The 19,344-nt window shown below is 33.4% G+C and carries 19 protein-coding genes and 1 tRNA gene; 18 read left to right on the top strand and 2 right to left on the bottom strand.

Features of this window, described 5'->3' with window-relative positions:
- Positions 1-112 precede the first annotated feature (112 nt).
- From AC1RPW_RS00300 to AC1RPW_RS00275, 6 genes are all read left to right on the top strand, one after another.
- The gene (locus AC1RPW_RS00300; protein WP_481761090.1) at positions 113-1,399 is read left to right on the top strand and encodes an adenylosuccinate synthase; all 1,287 of its coding nucleotides are present in this window, start codon (positions 113-115) and stop codon (positions 1,397-1,399) included.
- A 214-nt stretch (positions 1,400-1,613) separates the two neighbouring features.
- Positions 1,614-1,823, top strand: a complete 210-nt coding sequence (locus AC1RPW_RS00295) for a CsbD family protein (RefSeq protein WP_409022828.1) — start codon at positions 1,614-1,616, stop codon at positions 1,821-1,823.
- A gap of 386 nt (positions 1,824-2,209) precedes the next feature.
- Positions 2,210-2,455, top strand: a complete 246-nt coding sequence (locus AC1RPW_RS00290) for a GlsB/YeaQ/YmgE family stress response membrane protein (protein ID WP_409021856.1) — start codon at positions 2,210-2,212, stop codon at positions 2,453-2,455.
- A 25-nt stretch (positions 2,456-2,480) separates the two neighbouring features.
- The gene (amaP, locus tag AC1RPW_RS00285; protein WP_481761091.1) at positions 2,481-3,035 is read left to right on the top strand and encodes an alkaline shock response membrane anchor protein AmaP; all 555 of its coding nucleotides are present in this window, start codon (positions 2,481-2,483) and stop codon (positions 3,033-3,035) included.
- A gap of 16 nt (positions 3,036-3,051) precedes the next feature.
- Positions 3,052-3,252, top strand: coding sequence for a DUF2273 domain-containing protein (locus AC1RPW_RS00280; protein ID WP_409021858.1), 201 nt, complete (start codon positions 3,052-3,054; stop codon positions 3,250-3,252).
- A 30-nt stretch (positions 3,253-3,282) separates the two neighbouring features.
- Positions 3,283-3,801: an Asp23/Gls24 family envelope stress response protein gene (locus AC1RPW_RS00275; protein WP_481761092.1), complete on the top strand. Its 519-nt coding sequence runs from the start codon at positions 3,283-3,285 to the stop codon at positions 3,799-3,801.
- Between the two features lie 165 nt (positions 3,802-3,966).
- Here the strand turns inward: AC1RPW_RS00275 and AC1RPW_RS00270 are convergent.
- Positions 3,967-4,039, bottom strand: a tRNA-Lys gene (locus tag AC1RPW_RS00270).
- Positions 4,040-4,235: 196 nt separating this feature from the next.
- Here AC1RPW_RS00270 and yycF point away from each other — a divergent pair.
- The 8 genes from yycF to AC1RPW_RS00230 all read left to right on the top strand — a co-directional run bounded on the left by yycF (position 4,236) and on the right by AC1RPW_RS00230 (position 13,705).
- Positions 4,236-4,946 carry a response regulator YycF gene (yycF, locus tag AC1RPW_RS00265; RefSeq protein WP_409021860.1) on the top strand — a complete coding sequence of 237 codons (711 nt, stop codon included), beginning with the start codon at positions 4,236-4,238 and terminating at the stop codon, positions 4,944-4,946.
- A 21-nt stretch (positions 4,947-4,967) separates the two neighbouring features.
- Positions 4,968-6,821: a cell wall metabolism sensor histidine kinase WalK gene (gene walK / locus AC1RPW_RS00260; RefSeq protein WP_481761148.1), complete on the top strand. Its 1,854-nt coding sequence runs from the start codon at positions 4,968-4,970 to the stop codon at positions 6,819-6,821.
- Positions 6,808-8,127, top strand: coding sequence for a YycH family regulatory protein (locus tag AC1RPW_RS00255; protein ID WP_481761093.1), 1,320 nt, complete (start codon positions 6,808-6,810; stop codon positions 8,125-8,127). Before walK ends, AC1RPW_RS00255 begins: the two co-directional genes overlap by 14 nt.
- A gap of 13 nt (positions 8,128-8,140) precedes the next feature.
- The gene (locus tag AC1RPW_RS00250; protein WP_481761094.1) at positions 8,141-8,962 is read left to right on the top strand and encodes a two-component system regulatory protein YycI; all 822 of its coding nucleotides are present in this window, start codon (positions 8,141-8,143) and stop codon (positions 8,960-8,962) included.
- A gap of 34 nt (positions 8,963-8,996) precedes the next feature.
- Positions 8,997-9,806: an MBL fold metallo-hydrolase gene (locus AC1RPW_RS00245; protein WP_481761095.1), complete on the top strand. Its 810-nt coding sequence runs from the start codon at positions 8,997-8,999 to the stop codon at positions 9,804-9,806.
- 111 nt (positions 9,807-9,917) lie between these two features.
- Entirely contained in the window at positions 9,918-11,210 is a 1,293-nt protein-coding gene (locus AC1RPW_RS00240) for a S1C family serine protease (protein WP_481761096.1), read from the top strand.
- Positions 11,211-11,619: 409 nt separating this feature from the next.
- Positions 11,620-12,099 (top strand): 23S rRNA (pseudouridine(1915)-N(3))-methyltransferase RlmH, encoded by a 480-nt coding sequence (gene rlmH / locus AC1RPW_RS00235; protein WP_481761097.1) that lies wholly within the window; start codon positions 11,620-11,622, stop codon positions 12,097-12,099.
- Between the two features lie 136 nt (positions 12,100-12,235).
- Positions 12,236-13,705, top strand: a complete 1,470-nt coding sequence (locus AC1RPW_RS00230) for an MFS transporter (RefSeq protein ID WP_409021866.1) — start codon at positions 12,236-12,238, stop codon at positions 13,703-13,705.
- Between the two features lie 278 nt (positions 13,706-13,983).
- Here AC1RPW_RS00230 and AC1RPW_RS00225 read toward each other — a convergent pair whose 3' ends face one another.
- Positions 13,984-15,321, bottom strand: a complete 1,338-nt coding sequence (locus AC1RPW_RS00225) for a dihydrolipoyl dehydrogenase family protein (protein ID WP_481761098.1) — start codon at positions 15,319-15,321, stop codon at positions 13,984-13,986.
- 283 nt (positions 15,322-15,604) lie between these two features.
- Between AC1RPW_RS00225 and AC1RPW_RS00220 the strand changes: the two genes are divergently transcribed.
- The 4 genes from AC1RPW_RS00220 (at position 15,605) to apf (ending at position 19,332) form a co-directional block, all read left to right on the top strand.
- On the top strand, positions 15,605-16,933 hold the full coding sequence (locus tag AC1RPW_RS00220; protein WP_409021868.1) for a glycosyltransferase family 2 protein: 1,329 nt from the start codon (positions 15,605-15,607) through the stop codon (positions 16,931-16,933).
- On the top strand, positions 16,920-17,447 hold the full coding sequence (locus AC1RPW_RS00215) for a hypothetical protein (protein ID WP_481761099.1): 528 nt from the start codon (positions 16,920-16,922) through the stop codon (positions 17,445-17,447). Before AC1RPW_RS00220 ends, AC1RPW_RS00215 begins: the two co-directional genes overlap by 14 nt.
- A complete protein-coding gene (locus AC1RPW_RS00210; RefSeq protein WP_481761100.1) occupies positions 17,437-18,372 on the top strand; it encodes a pyridoxamine 5'-phosphate oxidase family protein in 936 nt (311 codons plus the stop codon). The genes AC1RPW_RS00215 and AC1RPW_RS00210 overlap by 11 nt, the downstream gene beginning before the upstream one ends.
- Positions 18,373-18,714: 342 nt before the next feature.
- On the top strand, positions 18,715-19,332 hold the full coding sequence (gene apf / locus AC1RPW_RS00205) for an aggregation-promoting factor (RefSeq protein ID WP_481761101.1): 618 nt from the start codon (positions 18,715-18,717) through the stop codon (positions 19,330-19,332).
- The last annotated feature ends 12 nt before the right edge of the window (positions 19,333-19,344 follow it).

Here is a 19,344-nt window from a genome sequence, read left to right as displayed (position 1 = left end):
TATATAAAATACAAACGTTCGTATTTTAGTTGTATTTGAACTGCTTTATTGCTATAATATTCTAGGATTGTATTTATGAATTTAAAATATAAATTATGAGGTGGATGAAAATATGTCATCAGTAGTTGTAGTAGGTAGCCAATGGGGCGATGAAGGAAAAGGTAAAATTACAGATTTCTTAAGTCAAAATGCCGATGTTATTGCACGGTATCAAGGTGGCGATAACGCCGGACACACAATTGTATTTGAAGGCAACACTTACAAATTACATTTGATTCCATCAGGTATTTTCTTTCAAGATAAATTAAGTATCATTGGTAATGGGGTTGTTGTGAATCCTAAAGCTTTATGTGAAGAACTTGATTATCTACAAAAACTCGGCGTTAAAGGAGATAATTTACGTATTTCTGACCGCGCTCATGTTATTTTGCCATACCATATTCTACTTGATGGCTTACAAGAAGCTGCTAAAAAAGAAGATAAGATTGGGACGACTAATAAAGGTATTGGACCAGCTTATATGGATAAAGCTGCTAGAATTGGTATTAGAATTGCTGATTTAATGGAAAAAGAAACTTTCTCAGCAAAATTAAAAAATAATTTAGAACAAAAAAATCGTGAATTTACAAAATTATATGATCATGAACCACTTGAATTTGATGATATTTTTGAAGAATATTTTGCCTATGGCCAACGTTTGAAACGATACGTAATGGACACGTCAGTTATTATTAATGATGCACTAGATTCTGGTAAGAAAGTCTTATTTGAAGGTGCACAAGGTGTTATGTTAGATATTGATCATGGAACGTACCCATTTGTAACTTCTTCAAATCCAATTGCAGGTGGCGCAACAGTCGGTGTTGGTGTTGGACCTGCTCAAATAAATACAGTTGTTGGTGTCTGCAAAGCCTATACATCACGTGTAGGGGATGGTCCTTTTCCAACTGAACTATTAGATGAAATCGGTGATACTATCCGTGAAGTTGGACATGAATATGGTGTAACAACAAAACGTCCACGTCGTATTGGCTGGTTTGATAGTGTTGTTATGAATCATTCCAAACGTGTTTCAGGATTGACTAACTTATGTTTAAACAGTATTGATGTTTTAACTGGATTAAAAGAAGTTAAAATTTGTACAGCATACGAATTAAATGGTGAAATTATTCATCGTTATCCAGCTAGTTTTAAAGAATTATCTCAATGTAAACCAGTATATGAAACATTACCTGGTTGGACTGAAGATATTACTCAAATGAAAACTCTTGCAGAATTACCTGAAAATGCTAGAAATTATATTAGACGTATTGAAGAAATCGTTGATGTTAAAATTTCAACATTCTCAGTTGGACCCGATCGTGATCAAACAAATGTTTTAGATGATGTTTGGGCATAAATAAGTAATAGGTTGATAGTAATGTGAGAAAAGTCAAAGTTAATACTTTGATTTTTTTTTATTTAATCAATAACTAAGTAGATAAATAACCTTAATTAATTAGAGCTTAAAAATTTATATAACTTATATATTTGATAAGTCGAATATGTTGCATACGCTTTCTTTGGATGTTACTATCGGTATGTAGACAAATATATTATGAGGAGGAAACATGATGACAAATGAAGATAGATTAGATGCAAAGAAAGATCAAATTAAGGGTAAAGTAACAGAAACTAAAGGTAAATTGACAGGAGACAAGCAAGAAGAAGTTAAAGGTAAAGCGGAAGGTTTCCTTGGTAAAGCGAAAGATAAATTAGAAGATGTCAAAGATGATGTTGCAGAAAAAATAGATGAAGTTATGGACAAACGTAAAAAGAAATAGTAATTTCATTGGGTTCTCGCACTGCTTACAATAAGCAGTGCGAGTTTTTTTTATTTCTTTTTATTAGCCGAAGTTAGATAAATAATAGGCTTATCTTGTGAGTATAGTACCTATCAGTTCATCTTATTCACTCAGATATTCATAGATCTTATTTTGTTTAACTTTATGTGATTAATTAAGCAACGAGGAAAACAAAGATAGTTATTTATCTTTATTTTTTGGTGTATATAAGTTTAAGTACCTGGGAAAGAGATTCATTAAGTTTCATAGATTGAGCGTAATAAAATCGTTTCATTTGCAAGCGATTTCAAATAATGGTATATTACATATAACGAATAGTTAATATAATAAATAACTATTTAATATAAACAAAGGAGGAACATATTATGATTTGGTCATTAATTGTAGGTGCTATTATTGGTGCTGTTGCAGGGGCGATTACTAATCGCGGTGAGTCGATGGGATGGATAAGTAACATCATCGCTGGACTAGTTGGGTCAGCTCTTGGTCAAAGTGTCCTTGGTCATTGGGGACCTAGCTTGGCAGGAATGGCAATTATCCCTTCTATCATTGGTGCGATAATTTTAGTTTTAATTGTTTCAGCTATATTTGGTATAAAAGCAAGGAAGTAAATCAAGTCAAGAGAGAGGTATGTTTATGAAGAAGAGTAAAAAAATTATTCTGAGTATAGTCAGCCTCGGATACTTGATTGGGCTTAGCTTGCTGATTTGGCCAGAAATAATTGAGAAAATAACTAAAATGCTTGAACATTTTAACGTTAGTACAAATTTTCAGAGTAACGATTTTATCTTCTATTATGGGATTGTGTTATTGCTATTAACAGTCTTCATATTTTTGTTAATACTTTTGTGGCCTGCGCAACTACCAGATATTCCTTTGAAGCAAACTAAAGAAGGAAGACTTGCTTTAAGTAACCAGGGTATTAGCCAATTTATCAAGACAAAGTTGTCTAGTGAAGACTTATCTAATATTAAAGTTACGTTGAAGAATACACGACGTCAGCGAAAGATCCATATTGTTGCAGATTCAGTTTACCAACAGTCTACAGTTGGACAATTACCTCGTATTACGAGTGAATTAACTGAGAATCTCAATGATCTATTAGCTGGATCTAGTCATATTCCTATCAAAGTAGATATTAAGGTAAGTAAAAAATCAAATTCAAAACGTAAAGTTACACGGGTAGTTTAAGAGGGAGTGTGCATAAATGAAAGATAAAATGTCAATTAATATTGGAGTTGGTAGTGCTCTAGGATTTATCATATCCTCGTTACTTGTAACTGTAGGATTTTGGAAGACGATTATCATTATGATTGTGACACTGTTAGCAGGATGGATTGGTTATCTATTTAAAGAATATGATATTGATCTGTCATTTATTTCAAAAATTTTCACGCGGAAAAATTGATTATTTTAAAAATCGAAAGGAGTCTTAATTATGACTACAGAAAAAACAAATACGCAGGGAACAAAGACTGAACCAAAGGGGACATTGACATTTGATGACAAGGTTATTCAAAAAATAGTCGGTTATGCAATTGAAAATGTATCTGGTCTCTTGGGTGTGGATGGTGGATTTGTCGCAAATATTAAAAATAAACTTGTAAATAGTGATAATCCAACAGATGGCATCGGCGTTGAGGTTGGCAAGGAACAAGTTGCGGTTGATTTAAATATTATTATGGCATATGGGCACAATGCACATGATATTTATAAACAGTTAACGGAAGTTATTAATAAACAAGTAAAGGAAACAACAGATTTAGCTTTAATTGAGTTGAATGTTGAAGTAGTAGACATTCAAACACCAAAAGAATTTGATGATTCACAAACAAGTTTACAAGATCGTGTATCTGATGCAGGTAGTACTATTAAAGAAAAAACAACAGATGGGGTAGATGCCGTTAAAAAAACGACCTCTCAGGTAGTAAATAAAGATGATGACCGGGTTAAATAGCGTTGAACAAATAATAAGATTTAAATCTAGTTAAGAGAAATCCGATAGGGTTTCTCTTTTTTTGTTTCACGTGAAACATCAATAAGTAAATGAGAACACAAAAAAAGCACCTAGCCGCAGCTAGATGCTTCAACATATCTTGCGATATGTTGGGTTTGGCACCCATGGGTGGTTAGGGGCTCGAACCCTAGACCCACGGATTAAGAGTCCGTTGCTCTACCAACTGAGCTAACCACCCAAACCATTAATAATAATTCATCAACGTTAAATATATTATCATATATACTAATAAAAGACAATAACTTTTCGAAAAAGGATTTGGGTAAATTTAATCACTGTGTTTGGCAATGATGATTGAATAGGCTATAATAATGGAGGGTTAAGAAGTTGTATCTAGATTTAATTTTACAGCTTCCTATAAGGAGGATCCACATATGAAAAAAATATTAGTTGTCGACGATGAAAAACCAATTTCTGATATCGTTAAATTTAATTTAACTAAAGAAGGATACGACGTTTATACAGCTTACGATGGTGAAGAAGCCTTAGAAAAAGTTAAAGAAGTTGAACCGGATTTAATTTTATTAGATTTAATGTTACCAAAAGTGGATGGTTTAGAAGTTGCTCGTCAAGTTAGAAAAACTTACGATATGCCAATCATTATGGTTACAGCTAAAGATGGAGAAATCGATAAGGTCTTAGGTCTAGAATTAGGTGCAGATGATTATGTAACAAAACCTTTCTCTAACCGTGAACTAGTGGCCAGAGTTAAAGCTAATTTAAGAAGACAAAAAACAATTGAGAGTGTTCAAACAGAAGAACAACCACAAAATAGTGAAATACAAGTTGGACAATTAACCATTCATCCTGAAGCATATATGGTTTCAAAATATGATGAAAAAATTGAATTAACACATCGTGAATTTGAATTATTACATTATTTAGCACAACATCTAGGACAAGTTATGACTAGAGAACATTTACTACAGACGGTATGGGGTTATGATTACTTCGGTGATGTCAGAACGGTTGATGTTACAATGCGTCGTTTAAGAGAAAAAGTTGAAGATAATCCAAGCCATCCAGAGTGGTTGGTAACACGTCGTGGTGTTGGATACTATATGAAAAATCCAGATTTAGAATAGAGTAGGGGAATAACGATGAAAATGAATCAAAAAATTCGTTTTTTTAAATCTATTCAATTTAAAATAGCCCTCATTTTTGCGTTATTAATTTTAATAACGTTGGAAATTGTCGGGGCTTATTTTGTTAGGCAATTAGAACAGCAAAACTTAGATACCTTTAAGCAACAAGTCCAGTTACCTATATATGTTACTAATTCGATTACGAAGGATTTAGCAAAAACAGATACAGCTGCTGGTGATAGAGATATCAAAAAAATATTGGAAGATGTTAGTAATTCAAGTATCACAGAAATTCGAGTGATTGATAGTAAGGGCACAATTCGCGGGAGTAGTGATTTTAATAATCAAACTGTTGTGGGACAAAAAACGACAGATGCAACAATTAAGCAAGTGTTATATACACCTAAAACATTTGAAAAGAAGATTTATGATGAATCTAGCGATAAGCGCTACTATGTTTCAATTGTGCCACTAGTTAGTACAGCAGGAAATGTAACAACGACAGTTGGGGTTACATACGTTAAGGCCAATCTGGAAAGCTTATACTCAAATATTAACGATATCACGGTTATTTTCGTGACCGCGTCATTTTTTGCAGCTGTTTTAGTCCTTTTGATAACGATAGTTATTTCCCGGGCAATAACTCGTCCGATTGATGAGATGAAAAAGCAAACGATTCGAATTTCTCGCGGAGATTACTCCGGAAAAGTTCGTGTCTATTCTAATGATGAACTAGGACAATTAGCAGATGCGGTTAATAACTTATCTGTTCGTGTTGAAGAGGCACAAGAATCATCTGAAGCTGAACGTCGTCGTTTAGATAGTGTTCTATCGCACATGACAGATGGTGTAATTGCGACGGATCGTCGCGGAAATATTATCATTATGAATGAAGCGGCCTCTACCTTATTAGATCAAAATGAAAATGACTCAATAGGAGTATCAATTTTGGATATTCTTGATTTACGTAGTCAGTATACTTTACGTGATTTGTTAGAAAATCAAGATGAAATTATGATTGATTTATCTGATGTAGAACATGAACAAATTTTGAATGCTTATTTTTCATTAATACAAAGAGAATCTGGCTTTATTAGTGGTCTTGTCTGTGTACTTCATGATGTCACAGAACAACAAAAGATAGAACGTGAACGTGAAAGCTTTGTTTCTAATGTTTCTCATGAATTAAGAACGCCTTTGACGAGTATGAAGAGTTATATTGAGGCATTAAACGATGGTGCATGGAAAGATCCAGAAGTTGCACCAGGTTTCTTGAAAGTTACACAGAATGAAACAGAACGTATGATGCGTATGATTAATGACTTACTAAATTTGTCACGAATGGATTCAGGAACATCTAAGTTAGAACTTGAATTAGTTAACTTGAATGAACTGTATAGTTATGTTCTGGATAGATTCGATATGATGATTAATGCTGACGATGGGTCAGGCAAAAAGTATTCGATTAAACGTGATTTTACTAAACGTGATTTATGGGTTGAATTAGATACTGATAAAATTGTGCAAGTCATTGATAATATTATGAATAATGCCATTAAATATTCACCTGATGGTGGAGAAATAACTTGTCGTTTATTGGAGACACATAAGCACGTTATTTTGAGTATCTCTGATGAGGGCCTTGGTGTACCTAAAAAAGATTTAGCGCATATTTTTGATCGCTTTTTCCGTGTGGATAAAGCTAGATCGAGAGCTCAAGGTGGAACTGGATTAGGCCTAGCTATCTCAAAAGAGGTTGTCGAAATGCATAAAGGTAAAATTTGGTTAGATAGCTCGGAAGGCAAGGGTTCAACATTCTATATTTCATTGCCTTATGAATCATATGAGGAGGACCTGTGGGATGAAATTGAATAGATTTATTTTACCAACACTATTATTTTTATTAATTATGACAAGTATCGGTTTATCATGGGTCATTTGGACAAATCCGACATGGAATGGTAAAAGTGAATCGACGAAAGCTACAAATTCAACGCAGACAGAGTTAACAAAGAGTACTAAATTGAGCGAAGTATATGCACCAACGTCTGTTATTTATAATGATAATCAGCAACAAAATGTTTTATATAGTGAAAAAATTAATATCATTTCAAATATTCAAAAAAAGATACGTACTTGGAAAGAAACGTCTATATCAGAAGTTCCGATTAAAAATAAAAATGATTATTTAACGTTTTTAAATGCAAAAAATCAATTGGTTCTTAGTTACTCAGATGAAATTACGGTTGGGTTATTTAATCAAGTATTTAATCAGCAAAATCAAAATTATAAAACACGACTTATTAACCGTGTTCTTATTCCGCGTGATAATAAGAAAAGTATTTATCTGTTGAGTGACAAGGATAAAAAAATTTATGAGATTTCGTTAAATGATGCCTATAATAAAGGTAAAACAATTGATGATGTTGTACAAAATGAAACGTTATCGAAATTATCAGTTACATTTAAACTGCATAATAATGATATTTTTATGTATTATAATCAAGATTTTAATATAGCTCGTTTTAGGTATTTAGTGGATAAGCAAACGGCTAGTAAGTATGTTGCTAATCTATTAGGACAAAAAGATGGTTCATCGGTCAACGTTAAAGAAAGTAAAAAGACAATAACTTACTATGATGGTTCTGATCGACAATTAACGGTTCAAAATACGACAAATTTGGTTTCATATGAAGATGATGAAAATTCAGATGCGAAACAAAAAACGAGTCGTGGTAATGCTTTAACTGAAAGTTATACGAGTATTAAAAATACAGGTATCGGATTAGATAATATTCACTTCTACCAATTTAATGGTAAGTCTATGACAACAACATTCAGAAGTTATATTGAAGGATTTCCGATTTTTAATCAAACCAAACACGGTGTGATTGAAGTTGAGCGACTAGATAATGGTGGAAATAAAATTGATTTTTCATTATTGACGTTACAAATTGCTGTTCCATCTGGAAAAGCAGATGTTACGTTACCAAGTACAGAAGAAGTGTTAAGTAGCTTGGTTACGGCAGGGTATAAAGATGCGGATATTTCAGATATTCAATTAGGTTATCGTTGGGTATCAAGTTCTGATTCAGATTTGGTAGTCAACCTAGAACCCACTTGGTATATCCGATATCAAGATAAATGGAAAAGTTATACTGAATTACTACAAACAGATTAGGGAGGTGAATTAATTGGATTTTAGACGAATTCAAATTATTTTTATTATTGTTTTTCTTGGTTTAAATATCTTTTTATTCACCTCATTACGACAAAATCAACAAATTGAAATTTCGAGTCGATCATCACCTGGGACAACAAAAACCGGTACAACGCTTAAAGAGATGCGAGAAGATGACATTAAATACGGCAGTATCTCAAATAAAAAAGAGACTGGTGTATATATGTCTAATAAAGCATCTGATGTATTAAAGAATGATGCTAAACAGCTGCAATCCCAAGTTACAACATATAAAGACAATAAATTATCTAGTATTTTTGGGACACCAATTAATATCACAGATAGTGAAAGTCCAAATAAAACAATTGATAAGACAATTATGAGTGATAATACTTTAATTCTACATGGAGATAATTATCGCTATAACAGTAGTCTTTCAACAGAGACAAGTGTCGTGTATTCGCAGGTTGTTTACGATAAAATGGTTTACTCAAATGTTGGACTAATTAAATTTACAATTCAAAATAATAAAATTAGTGGCTATTCACAAACGTATATGGCAAATACAGAAAAATTACGTGAAAATGAGTCAATTATTAGTCAACAACAAGCAATACTGATATTGTATCAATATAATCAATTTGCAAGTAAAAGTAAGGTTAAATGGTCTAAGTTAGGATATGCTGAGTTGCTCAGTTTGGATAAAAAATATAGCGTCTATATTCCAGTTTGGATAGTAGCTGTTAAGAATCCAAGTAATGGTGTGACACAATACAAGCAAGTTAATTCATTTTCAGGAGCGATTATGAAGGATAGCACTGATATTTTAAATTAAATGAAGATTAAAAGGATAGAGGCGCAGGCAAGTAATGGATGAAGGAACAGACGATATGAAGATTAGTGTTCTTGCAAGCGGTAGTGCGGGAAATGTCACGTATATTGAAACGCCTAAGCACAAGGTCCTTGTAGATGCTGGTTTAAGTGGTAAAAAAATTGCGAGCCTAATGACAGATATTGGTCGAGATATTAACGATGTCGACACGTTATTTGTAACACATGAACATACGGATCATGCAAAGGCTGCTGGTATTTTAGCCCGTAAGTATGACATGAACGTTTATGCAAATGAATTAACATGGGAAGCCATGGCTCATACGATTGGTAAAATTCCCGTTGAGAAGAAGCAAATTTTTGAGATGGGGAAAGTAATTACATTCGACGACTTAGATGTTGAGAGTTTTGGTGTCTCTCATGATGCAGCGGCACCGCAATTCTACCAATTTCATCATAACAATAAGTCATTTGTTATTTTAACGGATACAGGTTATGTCTCAGAGAACGTTCAAGGGACAATTTCCGATGCAGATGCTTACTTGTTTGAGTGTAACCATGATATTGAAATGTTACGGATGGGCGGCTATCCATGGTCATTAAAACAGCGCATTTTAGGTGATAAAGGTCATTTATCAAATGAGGATGGTGCTGATGCACTTATGAATGTTATGGGTAATCGGACAAAACGAATTTTTTTAGGCCATCTTAGTAAGGATAATAATATGAAAGAATTAGCCCATCTAACGGTTGAATCAACGATGAAAGAACATGATTTAGCAGTTGGTGGTGATTTTAACATTTTCGATACAGATCCGGAAAATGCTACAAAGCTGGTTGTTTTATAAGAACAATTTTTTCAAAATTTATTCATAAATAGTTCACAATTAACCGTTATTCTTAAAAGAGTAAAAGATTACGTTTAAGGGGGCAGCGACAAATGTGTCGCGTATATAAAAATGTCAAATGAAAATAGAACAGGCTTAGGTAAAACAGTTGTTACAGCGCTTATTGCAGGATTAGTTGGTGGCGGAATTGCATTTGGTGGATATACATTTTACCAAAATAATGATAGTGATAATGGCGCAGTTACAACATCCTCAAATAAATCAGGTACAACTAAAGTAACAAATGTAAGTGTTAAATCAAGTAATGAATCATCAAAAGCATTTGCTAAAGTTAAAAATGCGGTTGTTTCAGTTATTTCATATACAAAGTCAAGTGGTTCAAGTAACAGCTTAACGGATATGTTTGGTGCAGCAGGCGATTCCTCTGCGACAACAGAAACAGCATCAAGTGAAGGTTCTGGTGTCATTTATAAAAAATCAGATGGTAGTGCTTATGTCGTAACTAATAATCATGTTATCTCTGGTGCAAGTAAAGTTGAAGTTTTATTGAGTAATGGTAAAAAATTAAGTGCCAAAATTGTTGGTAAAGATTCAATTACTGATTTAGCTGTTTTAAAAATATCAGCTAAAGATGTGACTCAAATCGCCACATTTGGTGATTCTGATAGTATCACTGTTGGTGAAACAGCATTGGCTATCGGTTCTCCACTTGGATCTGATTATGCGACATCATTAACGCAAGGAATCATATCAGCTAAGAAACGTACGATTGATGTTACCAATGATTCGGGTGTTAAAACGGGCCAAGCAACAGTTATTCAAACTGACGCTGCCATTAATCCTGGAAACTCAGGTGGGGCTTTAATTAATACTTCTGGCCAAGTTATCGGTATTAATTCGATGAAACTAGCAAGTACAGCAACAGGCTCTACTAGTTCTAGTTCATCATCAACTTCTGTCGAAGGAATGGGATTTGCTATTCCAAGTAATGAGGTTGTATCAATCATTAATCAATTAGTTGATAATGGAAAAGTTAAACGTCCTGCAATTGGTATTTCATTAATCGATTTAGATTACGTCTCAGCAAGTGATCAAAAGAGTGTCTTAAAATTACCAAAAAGTGTTTCTTCAGGGATTGTTGCTGTTAAAATAAATAGTGATTCACCTGCTAAAAATGCTGGTATAGGTAAATATGATGTTATCGTTAAGCTAGGTGATAAGAAAGTTACTGATATCTCAAGCTTACGAGAAGTTTTATATGAACATAAAATTGGTGATACAGTGGCTGTTGAATTCTATCATGATGGTAAGTTGAAACAGGCTAATATCAAATTAACCTTAGAAGCAACAGATGCAAATACAGGAACAAGCTCAACAAGTAAATCAGCATCATCAGCTCAATAAACAAATATGAAATAATCGTAAATAACTTAATTTACGATTATTTTTTTATTTTAAATAGATATTGTGTATAACTAAGTGGATAGATATTAAGGTGGGTGTGAGTAACAGAGGGAAAGGGCAGTATGAAGGGACTTTCTAAACAAAATAGTTATGCACAATTAATTGAATGGCCTGTGACTAACTTTTATTTATTTGATATTTTAAAATAAAAAAAGACTGTTATACCAATGTGTAAAGCGTATAATTAAGGAATGATAAATAACGCAAAATCTGTGCATAACTAATATGGTGTTGACAAATGGGCAACAAATAAATGTAGTGACGAACACATATTCCCCGCAATATGTTGTGGTCCAAATTGTGGATATGTGCGTAACTTTGTGTATAACTTGTGAAAAAGGTGGAAATTATGAACATTAAGATTATTGGTGTAGGTAAATTAAAAGAAAAATATCTCAAACAAGGAATTGAAGAGTATGCAAAACGGTTAAGTAAGTTTTGTAAATTTGAAATTATTGAAGTAAATGATGAAAAGGCACCGGAAAAATTAAGTTCAGCAGAAATGATTGATGTTAAAGGTAAAGAGGGCGAACGTATCCTTAGTAAGATTAAAGAAAAAGAGTATGTTTATGCTTTAGCCATTTTAGGTAAGGAACGTACGTCGGAAGATTTTGCTAAAGAGATTGCTGATCTTGGAACTTATGGGCATTCAGACATAACCTTCGTTATTGGGGGGTCATTAGGACTAAGCGAGGACGTTTTAAGACGCGCCGACACACAAATCTCGTTTGGTAAATTTACCTTACCGCATCAATTAATGCGGATGATTTTGACTGAACAAGTTTACCGTGGATTTATGATTAATGCAGGGAGCCCCTATCATAAATAAGGACCTTTCAATACTTTAAGTAACGTAATTTTAGGATATCAGTAGATTTTCATATTTTCCCTTGACCTAGAGCTTGCTTAAAGGTGGATGATAAAAATAAGTAATTTTAAATTTAGTCGTATAAGAGGGAGAATTTATGAATAAAAAGAATTTAATCATCGTGACTATTGCATTGCTGTTATCTAACGCAATGGCAGGTCTTGATGGAACGATTATTAATACTGCATTACCATCAATCGTCAGTGATTTGCATGGTATCCAATATATGGGATGGATTGTTGCAGTTTTCTTGTTGGGGATGGCAGTTGCCACACCTCTTTGGAGTAAATTAGGCGAACGAATTGGTAACCGTGGTGCATATCAGTTAGCAACTTTTTTATTTGCAATCGGTGCGGTTTTTCAAGCAACATCAAGTAATATTGTCTTTTTCTTAGTTGCTAGAGTAGTTATGGGTATTGGTGCAGGTGGGATGAATACAATTCCGTTTATTATTTATGCTGATATTTATAAAAATATTAAGAAACGCTCACAAGTTATTGGTTATGCAACAGCTAGTTACAGTATTGCATCAATTATTGGACCTTTAGTTGGTGGCTGGATCGTTGATACGTTTAGTTGGCATTGGGTCTTCTATATCAATGTACCAATAGCATTAATATCAATTATTTCAATCCAATTTTTCTTCAAAGAAGAAGTTAAAAAACGTCAAAAGGGGAATATCGATTACTTGGGTGCTGGAATGATGATTGTCAGCTTAGTGACCTTATTAACAGGTATTCAAATGATTGGTGTTGGGTCAATTAATTTAGTCGTTGGGTTAATTATTGCTGGAATTATCTTACTCGGTATTTTGTATAGAGTTGAGGATAGGGCCGTTGATCCGATTATTCCCAATCGATTATTTAAAAATAAGAAACTGATTGTTGATTTTATCATATTTGCCTTTTTATGGGGAGCATTTATCTCATTTAACATCTATATTCCAATGTGGGCACAAGGAATACTTGGAATGAGTGCATTGATTGGTGGGGCAACACAAATTCCTGGTGCAATGACTAATTTATTTGGTTCGTTGTCCGGTCCATCAATGATTCCTCGATTGGGGAAATACCGGATTATTACAATCGGAACCATTAGCTTTATTATTTCGTTTGCTGGGATGTTAGTTGTAGGTGTGACAGTCCCATTCTGGTATTTATTACTAATGGGTGCTTTTGAAGGGTTCGGTTTAGGAATGTGTTTTAATGTCCTACAACTGAGTGTTCAAGAGGATGCGGAGGGTCGAGATGTCCCAATCGCAACTTCATTTGCCTACTTATTACGTATTTTAAGCCAAACATTTATGTCATCAATTTATGGGGTTATCCTTAACAGTGCGTTGTTAAAAGGAGTTAATCAGTCTCATGGTAAAATTACGATGGAGATGTTAAACAAGCTAAGTGATTCGAAGCGTGTTTCAAGTCTTCCTGAAAAATTATTACCAGCAATGCGACAGATTATGTATGAAGGGTTGCATAATATTATGGTAATCGCGACAATATTATTGATTATCGTTTTACTATTTAATTTATGGATTCAGGCTCAATCTAGAAAACAACTAAGTTAAAAAATAGAATCTCTGAGAGAATGTACTATGTACTAAGTCGTATCGAGTTGACTGATGAAATTATATAAAATTTAATGGGGTATATTGATTTATCTGCTTGTAAAGTTATTAATAGATTCCCAGTGTAAATTCCTTGATTAATGTCAATTTATCAAATGCACTGTACTTAACTCTAGGCAAAAAAATCCCGCCATGATTGTCGAATGAAATTATATATTTCATCTGATAATCATGGCGGGATTTTTACAAAAAGGCAGATACCTTTTTAATCGTATTTTTTATAGATAATAGGTTAGGTCACTTGCTGGAGTCGGATAAGCTAAGATAAGTTTAGTAACATCTGTTTTTGATGTTTTGTTAGCAATTAATGGTGTTAGATAATTGATAAGTTCTTCCGCAATTGTGGTGTATGCGACAGCACCAACAAGTAAGTTGGATGATTTATCAAAGATAGTTGTCACAGATGCTTCAGATTCTTTAATTCGATTAAAGGAATACCAGTTAGTTGTCTCTTGTACTCTAATGTCATAATGTTCAGGTTCATTTTTAGCTTGTTCAATCGTAATGCCAACTTGAGATAGTTGTGGGCTGGCATAGACAGTCATTGGAATTGGTGGGTAAGCAATTGGACTATTCGATTTTTTAAGTAGTTGGTCTGCAACGTAATGACCTTCAAATGTTGAAACAGGTGTTAACTTAGGTTGTTTGCGTGAAACAATATCTCCAATGGCATAAATTCGATCATTTTTCGTTTTTAAGTGAGAATCCACAATAATACCATGTGAATCTGATTCAGCACCTGTAGCAGGTAGGTTTAATGTATTAACGTTAGGTTGACGGCCCATAGCTGAAATTGCCAAATCAACAGTTAAAGATAATCCCTTATCGTCTAACATCTGGAAGCCTAAAGGACCTTCTGTTATTTCTGTAATATTAGTGTCAAAGTGAAAATGGACACCATTAGTTTTCAAATTCTCAATGAGACGGGTTGTATATTCAATTGGAAATCCACGTAATATTTGACTATTATGTTGAATAATATGAACTTCTGAGCCAGCAATAGCAGCTATATTAGCAAGCTCAATTGAAACATAGCCAGCGCCAATAAAAGCTATTTTATCTGGTAATTCTTCAAGTGATAAAAAATCGGTACTTGTTTTTAGTAAATGACTGCCTGGAATATCAGGGACTACAGGTGACTGACCGGTCGCAATTACAAAATTATCGGCAGTGTAAGTTTCAGTATTAACGTTAATTTCTGACTTTGAAATAAACTTAGCAGATCCGTGAACAGTTTTAATATTTGCTGCAGATAAACCTGCTAGGGTATTGGCTGGAACTTTATCCGTATAAGCTGATTTAAAAGCCATTAATTTAGGCCAATCAATGATAGAACTGCCAGTTAGTCCGAAGCCTTGCATTGCTTCTTGGCGTTGTTTAGTTTCAACAGCAGAATAAAGCATTTTTTTTGGGTCACAACCTCGATTAGGACAAGTACCACCCCAAAGATCATTTTCAATAATGAGAACAGATTGCTTTTTACTTAAATCAAAAGCAGTAGAAAGACCACCAGGTCCAGCACCAATAATAATTGTATCGTAGTGTGATTGTTTCATAATTAATATCCCCCATAATAAATATTTAATAATTATACTGATACTAGCATAAAATTGAAAATTAATTAAAAATAATCGCTTAAAAATGTTTCATGTGAAACATTTTTAAAAAGAAAGCATAGCTTTTAAATTTTTAAAATAGTGACAGACAAAGTAATCCAGTATTAGAATATTTTATTTGATTATTAAAATCACAGAGGTTATAGTTTAAAAAGGGCGTTAAGTCAATGTATGTAAAGGATTTTAGCTATTTATTTAACTACAATTATTTGGGGGTCATTATATGACAGCAACAGTACTAAACGATATTACGAAGGTACTCATTTACACGATTGTATCGTATCCAATCGTTGGAGGCCTAGCCTTTATTGTATCGAGCCTTTATTATAGAATATTTATGGAGAAGAAGGAGCTCCCTAAATATTTAGAGAAGGGAGAACCATTCATTTCTATTTTTGTACCTGCTCATAATGAGGAACAATCAATAGAAGCAACAATTCGACATCTAGAGACTAAGTTAAATTATCCTCTAGATAAATATGAAGTTATTGTAATTAATGATGGTTCCACAGATAAAACCGGTGAGATTTTGGAGACGCTACAAGAGGAGTTCAAATCACGTTTAAGAACGATCACAATTATTAATAATCGTGGAAAAGCAGCTGGATTCAATATTGCATTGGCATTTGCTAAAGGCGAATTTATTTTATCCAATGATGCGGATTCAAAACCAGAAGTTGATGCCTTATGGAAATATATGTCATATTTTGAAAGAAAAGGTGGCAAGAATTTAGGCGCTGTCACTGGGAATATGTTACCAATTAATAAAACAACAATTGTAGCAGAAGCACAACAGAATGAATTAAATTCAATCATTGGCTTAATTAAGAGATCGCAATTATCTTATGGCGGTTTATTTGCTTTCTCAGGTGCAAATACAATGTATCGAAAAGCAGCCGTTTTAGATGTTGGTGGTTGGGAAGCTGAACAGCCAACAGAAGATATCGCAATTGCCTGGGACATGCAGGCATTAGGTTGGGTGGCTTATTTTGCGCCGCATATTCGCTTCTTTATGGATGTACCTGAAAAGCTAGGTGAACTAATTAAACAAAGACATAGATGGTCATCTGGTGGCGTTTATGTACTTCTAACGAAGACGTTACGCGTTCTACGTCATCCGATTAAACAATTTTCAAGTGTACCTATTATTATTGATTATGGATTAAGTGTTATTTGGTCAGTCTTTTATTGGTTAAGTATGATTGCATTTTTAGCAATTCAAATTATCTGTATTGTAAATGGTGATTGGTTACAGTTGAGCAATAACTTAGCGCTCGCCTGCATATTTATTTCAATAGAGGTCATTATTGGTTTGATTCAGTTAATCATGGCGTCATTTTTCAATGATAGTGGTAAATCTTTAAAATACGTTATTTTTGCGCCGTGGTATATCCTCATTTACTGGATGGTAAATACGTATACAATGGTAGCTGAGTTAATTCCGACAGTGCGTAAAATTATTACGGGTGAAGATGGTGGCGTATGGCATTCACCTGAACGTTCGGATAGTATTACAACAGATTTAGGAGGCGACGATGATGACAAAAAATAAGCCTGACTATATTGTGAACGAAGTAGATGAAGACGCATTGACGATTGATTGGTTTTTTGGTCAAAAAAATGTAAGTCTCAAACTAAGACAATTAGTATTAATAACAATTGGCTGGATTGCGTGCTTAGTACCAATCAGTATCACGGTTATCTTGATTTTATTTAAAGATAAGGCAATCCCAATTGATCAAACACTATTTACTGAGCTTTTTGATACGATTATAAATACATTCCTACAATACTATTTGTTTTTTATTGCGTTCTTTTTAATTTTGCATATTTATAATTTAATTCTTTCGAATAATCGTCTAAAAAATGATATAGAAAGTTATGATTCAAAATTATTAAAGAAACACACTGACTTAGCTGAAGAAATGTACTATTTAAAATATGGGCCACGAGATCATAGAGAGGGTCAAAATAAAATTATCATACAAGATTATGCCGATATTGGGACATTTGAATTAAGGCAACAATTTGATTACTTTGGAGATGAGGATGAAGATGATTTCTAAAGAGGATAAAAGATTATTAGATGAGATGGTTGTACGAGAAAGAAATATGAAGAAAAGACGTGACATTTCGGGCTTGATGTTACATAAATTAAGATTATTTAAGCGAAGATTAGTTACGTTTTTAACGGTTTTATCAACCGGAATCCTATTAGGACTTTATATGACATTTGAGCCATTCAAAATGTTGTCAGTTGTCAGTATTATAGAAGTTAATGTACTGGTAGCGGCAATTCTATTTCTATTTACGTCATACTTTTGGCAAATAATGCTCAAACACTGGCCATTAAAACATTTAATTAGTTGGTATAAAACTAAACTAAGAGTAACGTACGCGGGCCCACTGCTTGCTTCAAAAAGATGGTTACAGTTTTATTATAAAGATCGGGATATTTCACCGTATATCCCACAAATATTGTATTACCTACAAAATGAGTCTAAGTTAAAAACAGTTGATGAGGTATTAGCATTTATTGATGAAGGGGCACCTTCAGAAGTGGAAGAACATAATGTGTTAGATAAATTTAGACGATTTATTGGTGAAACAAATCAAATGGTCCTGAGTACTGCTACTGCAGATGGGATGCCATCGAGTCGTCAGATGCGATTTATTGTTTCACCTGATAAATCAAATGTTTGGTATTTTGGTTCAGCTCCGGAAACGCCTAAAATTGCTGAATTGGATTTAGGTAAAGCAGCTATTAATACAATTCCAACGAGTACAGGGATGACTATTGCTAGTAATAGGTTAAGTGTTAAGAGGTCAAAATATAAATTAGAAGATCTAGCAGAGTTGTATCGGGCACAGGTGCCAGGATTTATGGATGGATTACTGGAAGAAGATATAGAAAATGAGATTATTTATGAAATAGTGATCAAAAGTGCTCGATTAGATACTTGGACACAGCACGATCAAGTGAAATTTTAAAGGTATTATTAGCAATATTCATTGCTGATAATACCTTTTTTTAATAAATCAATTAAAAAAATAAACTTTTTACTTGATTTTCAACGTATTTATCTCTATATTTTGACACATAAATTACAGACGAATTATTAATAGATTAACTGTCACTAAGGGAATAAGAAGGTAATGGTGTATTTGATTTATTTTACATTTATTACGGAATATGATATTTATTACATTATTTCAAGATAATGATATTTGACTGAAATGCTTATGTAAAAACTAACTGATAGTATGAACCTCGTAAGATAAATAAGAAAAAAATAAATAAAAACGTTTAACTTAAAAGGAGAACTAAATATAATGAAATTAAATAAAAAGATGACAAAATTTTCAGTAGCAATGGTAGCAACAGTAGCAGCAGGTCTTGGACTTGCAGTTAAAGCAGCAGATGCTGATGTATATACTGTAAAATCAGGTGATACACTAAATAACATCTCAGCAACTTACGCTAACAAAACATCTAATGATGTCAGTGTTAACGCAATTGTTAAAGAAAATAAAATTAGTAACGCTAATTTAATTTATGTTGGTGAACAATTAACAATCAATACTGATACAGCTGCTAAAACAGCAAATACAGCATCAACAACAAATACAACAACTACTAAGGCAGCAACACCAGCTGCAACTCCTGCTAAAGCAGCAACAACAGTTGCACCAAAGAGTACAGTGTCAACAGCAACTGCAAGCACTACTGATTCATCAAGTGCTAAAGCATGGATTGCTAACAAAGAATCTGGTGGTTCATACTCAGCAAGAAATGGCCAATATATTGGTAAATACCAATTAAGTTCATCATATTTAAATGGTGATTACTCAGCTGCAAACCAAGAAAAAGTAGCTAACAATTACGTAACAAGTCGTTATGGTTCATGGAGTGCTGCAAAATCATTCTGGTTATCAAACGGTTGGTACTAAAATTTAAATTAT

The organism is Dellaglioa sp. CoH-55-MRSF-8 (assembly GCF_056782195.1).
This window is presented reverse-complemented; position numbering and strand designations above follow the sequence as displayed.

Excerpts from the sequence above, each read along its gene's own strand:
- AC1RPW_RS00240 (WP_481761096.1), top strand. The coding sequence starts at position 9,918 with ATGTCAAATGAAAATAGAACAGGCTTAGGTAAAACAGTTGTTACAGCG.
- AC1RPW_RS00300 (WP_481761090.1), top strand. The coding sequence starts at position 113 with ATGTCATCAGTAGTTGTAGTAGGTAGCCAATGGGGCGATGAAGGAAAA.
- AC1RPW_RS00290 (WP_409021856.1), top strand. The coding sequence starts at position 2,210 with ATGATTTGGTCATTAATTGTAGGTGCTATTATTGGTGCTGTTGCAGGG.
- yycF (WP_409021860.1), top strand. The coding sequence starts at position 4,236 with ATGAAAAAAATATTAGTTGTCGACGATGAAAAACCAATTTCTGATATC.
- AC1RPW_RS00245 (WP_481761095.1), top strand. The coding sequence starts at position 8,997 with ATGGATGAAGGAACAGACGATATGAAGATTAGTGTTCTTGCAAGCGGT.
- AC1RPW_RS00275 (WP_481761092.1), top strand. The coding sequence starts at position 3,283 with ATGACTACAGAAAAAACAAATACGCAGGGAACAAAGACTGAACCAAAG.
- AC1RPW_RS00220 (WP_409021868.1), top strand. The coding sequence starts at position 15,605 with ATGACAGCAACAGTACTAAACGATATTACGAAGGTACTCATTTACACG.
- AC1RPW_RS00210 (WP_481761100.1), top strand. The coding sequence starts at position 17,437 with ATGATTTCTAAAGAGGATAAAAGATTATTAGATGAGATGGTTGTACGA.
- AC1RPW_RS00295 (WP_409022828.1), top strand. The coding sequence starts at position 1,614 with ATGACAAATGAAGATAGATTAGATGCAAAGAAAGATCAAATTAAGGGT.
- AC1RPW_RS00230 (WP_409021866.1), top strand. The coding sequence starts at position 12,236 with ATGAATAAAAAGAATTTAATCATCGTGACTATTGCATTGCTGTTATCT.
- amaP (WP_481761091.1), top strand. The coding sequence starts at position 2,481 with ATGAAGAAGAGTAAAAAAATTATTCTGAGTATAGTCAGCCTCGGATAC.
- rlmH (WP_481761097.1), top strand. The coding sequence starts at position 11,620 with ATGAACATTAAGATTATTGGTGTAGGTAAATTAAAAGAAAAATATCTC.
- apf (WP_481761101.1), top strand. The coding sequence starts at position 18,715 with ATGAAATTAAATAAAAAGATGACAAAATTTTCAGTAGCAATGGTAGCA.
- AC1RPW_RS00280 (WP_409021858.1), top strand. The coding sequence starts at position 3,052 with ATGAAAGATAAAATGTCAATTAATATTGGAGTTGGTAGTGCTCTAGGA.
- walK (WP_481761148.1), top strand. The coding sequence starts at position 4,968 with ATGAATCAAAAAATTCGTTTTTTTAAATCTATTCAATTTAAAATAGCC.
- AC1RPW_RS00255 (WP_481761093.1), top strand. The coding sequence starts at position 6,808 with ATGAAATTGAATAGATTTATTTTACCAACACTATTATTTTTATTAATT.
- AC1RPW_RS00215 (WP_481761099.1), top strand. The coding sequence starts at position 16,920 with ATGACAAAAAATAAGCCTGACTATATTGTGAACGAAGTAGATGAAGAC.
- AC1RPW_RS00225 (WP_481761098.1), bottom strand. The coding sequence starts at position 15,321 with ATGAAACAATCACACTACGATACAATTATTATTGGTGCTGGACCTGGT.